Source organism: Pseudoalteromonas sp. TB41 (genome assembly GCF_000497975.1).
GTDB classification, from domain to species: Bacteria; Pseudomonadota; Gammaproteobacteria; order Enterobacterales; family Alteromonadaceae; genus Pseudoalteromonas; species Pseudoalteromonas tetraodonis.
The window spans coordinates 1-3,328 of the sequence record NZ_AUTH01000055.1; the positions used below are offsets into that span (position 1 = coordinate 1).

At 39.5% G+C, this 3,328-nt stretch carries 2 protein-coding genes; both read right to left on the bottom strand.

Annotation, left to right across the window (positions count from 1 at the left end; all coding sequences use genetic code 11):
* Positions 1–38: 38 nt before the first annotated feature.
* Positions 39–1,585, bottom strand: a protein-coding gene (locus tag L641_RS0107910; RefSeq protein WP_139016074.1) for an IS3 family transposase whose coding sequence is annotated in 2 segments (ribosomal slippage) — positions 39–1,105 and positions 1,105–1,585 — 1,548 coding nt in all. Because the reading frame shifts where the segments join, the coding sequence is not laid out codon by codon here.
* Positions 1,586–1,730: 145 nt separating this feature from the next.
* A protein-coding gene (locus L641_RS0107920; RefSeq protein ID WP_139016074.1) for an IS3 family transposase occupies positions 1,731–3,277 on the bottom strand; the annotation gives its coding sequence in 2 pieces (ribosomal slippage) (positions 1,731–2,797 and positions 2,797–3,277; 1,548 coding nt in all).
* Positions 3,278–3,328: the final 51 nt, after the last annotated feature.

Here is a 3,328-nt window from a genome sequence, read left to right on the forward strand (position 1 = left end):
CGGAGTTTTTCAAGTTAGTTGTCGCATCAAATTAAATTTTATGCCGCCCGCATTGCTTCTTTTTTCTCTGGATTTAAATTTACTTCATTGGTCATTGTCCAATCTCTAGATTTTCCTGACCAACGAATTGGATTCTGCAATTTCGCTATTTCATTTACTCGGTGACGGTTCGCTAGTATCGCTTTATCTAATCCTAAATGACGCTGGTTTGGCGTGACAAATTTAATACCGCTGTGCAAGTGCTCATCGTTGTACCAATCAACAAATCCGTTAACCCACTTCCTTGCACTACCGATGCTTTCAAAGGCTTTTTCAGGGTATTCTGGGCGATACTTTAACGTCTTAAATAGCGATTCAGAATAAGGATTATCATTACTCACTGACGGTCGGCTAAATGAAGGCACAATACCTAACTCCTGCAATGTTGCCAATAACGTTGCCCCTTTCATTGGACTGCCATTATCCGAGTGCAACGTGACTTGATCTGGCTTTACCTGCTCTCGCCTGCAAATATCTACCATTAAATCAGCCGCCAGTGTGCTTAGCTGTGTGTCATGAACCTGCCAACCAACTATTTTTCGACTATAAATATCCATCACTAAATATAAGTATAAAAACTGACCTTTAACCGCTGTTGGCAAATATGTGATATCCCATGTATAAATTTCGTTTACACGTGTTGCCTTGAGCGCTTTTGGTTTTTTTATCTTTTTATTTGGTTTAACTTTTTCTCTGTGTGTTAATAATTTATGTGATTTCATAACACGATAAAACGAGCTTTCTGATGCTATCCACACACCTTTATCTAATAGTTTAGGGACTATCTTGCTGGGTGGTAAATGTCCGTATTCTATTGAATTTACTGTCTTAATAATACGCTGTTGCTCTAATTCAGTTAGCCTGTTAGGTGGTCGCTTTATCGTACTCGTTCGCTTATCTGTCATATCATCAGCTTCAATCCAGCGTTGAATTGTTCTTGCCGTTAGACCAAGTAACTCACATGCTTTTGCTTGCCTTGCCCCTGATTTCTGCGCGTCGGTAATGAGCTTTATCAGTTCATGACGTTCAGTTGAGCTGGTTAATCGTCCTCGTTGAAACCCCAAAGCGCATCCGCTTTTTTTTTGAGTACAAGTAGAGCGGCAGTTTCAGCTAAGGCCTTATCTTTGCGATTCAGTTCTTTTTGCAGTTGCTTTATTTCTTGCTTAAGCTGTTTACTGTCTGACTTTACTGTTTTATTTGAAGGTGGTGTTACTAAATCTTGCTTCCACTGTTTAATATGATGCGGGTAAAGCCCCTTAGCACGGCAATATTCATTAAGAGCTGCTTCATCTAAACTCGCACATTCAATAATGGCATTAAGCCTTTCTTCTAAGCTCCAGTCATGAGGGCGTTTTTCTGTTGTCATGTGACTACCATTATTTTTAGTTTCAAGTTCATGTTTTTTAGCAAGCGTAATCCATCGTTGCAAGGTTGAATAACCGATGCCTAAATCAAACGCAATATCTTCTAGGCGAACATCATCACATTGAGATAATGCTTTTTCAACAGCTTGAACTTTAAATTCTTGTGTAAATCGACGTCTCATTTTATTGCCTCTATTAAAAGTTAGAGGCGACAACTATCCTGACACAGGGGGGTGGTAAATAAATTTTTAAGAGCTTATTGTAATGCCCAGGTCCGGTTGTCCGATCCCGGAGTTTTTCAAGTTAGTTGTCGCATCAAATTAAATTTTATGCCGCCCGCATTGCTTCTTTTTTCTCTGGATTTAAATTTACTTCATTGGTCATTGTCCAATCTCTAGATTTTCCTGACCAACGAATTGGATTCTGCAATTTCGCTATTTCATTTACTCGGTGACGGTTCGCTAGTATCGCTTTATCTAATCCTAAATGACGCTGGTTTGGCGTGACAAATTTAATACCGCTGTGCAAGTGCTCATCGTTGTACCAATCAACAAATCCGTTAACCCACTTCCTTGCACTACCGATGCTTTCAAAGGCTTTTTCAGGGTATTCTGGGCGATACTTTAACGTCTTAAATAGCGATTCAGAATAAGGATTATCATTACTCACTGACGGTCGGCTAAATGAAGGCACAATACCTAACTCCTGCAATGTTGCCAATAACGTTGCCCCTTTCATTGGACTGCCATTATCCGAGTGCAACGTGACTTGATCTGGCTTTACCTGCTCTCGCCTGCAAATATCTACCATTAAATCAGCCGCCAGTGTGCTTAGCTGTGTGTCATGAACCTGCCAACCAACTATTTTTCGACTATAAATATCCATCACTAAATATAAGTATAAAAACTGACCTTTAACCGCTGTTGGCAAATATGTGATATCCCATGTATAAATTTCGTTTACACGTGTTGCCTTGAGCGCTTTTGGTTTTTTTATCTTTTTATTTGGTTTAACTTTTTCTCTGTGTGTTAATAATTTATGTGATTTCATAACACGATAAAACGAGCTTTCTGATGCTATCCACACACCTTTATCTAATAGTTTAGGGACTATCTTGCTGGGTGGTAAATGTCCGTATTCTATTGAATTTACTGTCTTAATAATACGCTGTTGCTCTAATTCAGTTAGCCTGTTAGGTGGTCGCTTTATCGTACTCGTTCGCTTATCTGTCATATCATCAGCTTCAATCCAGCGTTGAATTGTTCTTGCCGTTAGACCAAGTAACTCACATGCTTTTGCTTGCCTTGCCCCTGATTTCTGCGCGTCGGTAATGAGCTTTATCAGTTCATGACGTTCAGTTGAGCTGGTTAATCGTCCTCGTTGAAACCCCAAAGCGCATCCGCTTTTTTTTTGAGTACAAGTAGAGCGGCAGTTTCAGCTAAGGCCTTATCTTTGCGATTCAGTTCTTTTTGCAGTTGCTTTATTTCTTGCTTAAGCTGTTTACTGTCTGACTTTACTGTTTTATTTGAAGGTGGTGTTACTAAATCTTGCTTCCACTGTTTAATATGATGCGGGTAAAGCCCCTTAGCACGGCAATATTCATTAAGAGCTGCTTCATCTAAACTCGCACATTCAATAATGGCATTAAGCCTTTCTTCTAAGCTCCAGTCATGAGGGCGTTTTTCTGTTGTCATGTGACTACCATTATTTTTAGTTTCAAGTTCATGTTTTTTAGCAAGCGTAATCCATCGTTGCAAGGTTGAATAACCGATGCCTAAATCAAACGCAATATCTTCTAGGCGAACATCATCACATTGAGATAATGCTTTTTCAACAGCTTGAACTTTAAATTCTTGTGTAAATCGACGTCTCATTTTATTGCCTCTATTAAAAGTTAGAGGCGACAACTATCCTGACACAGGGGG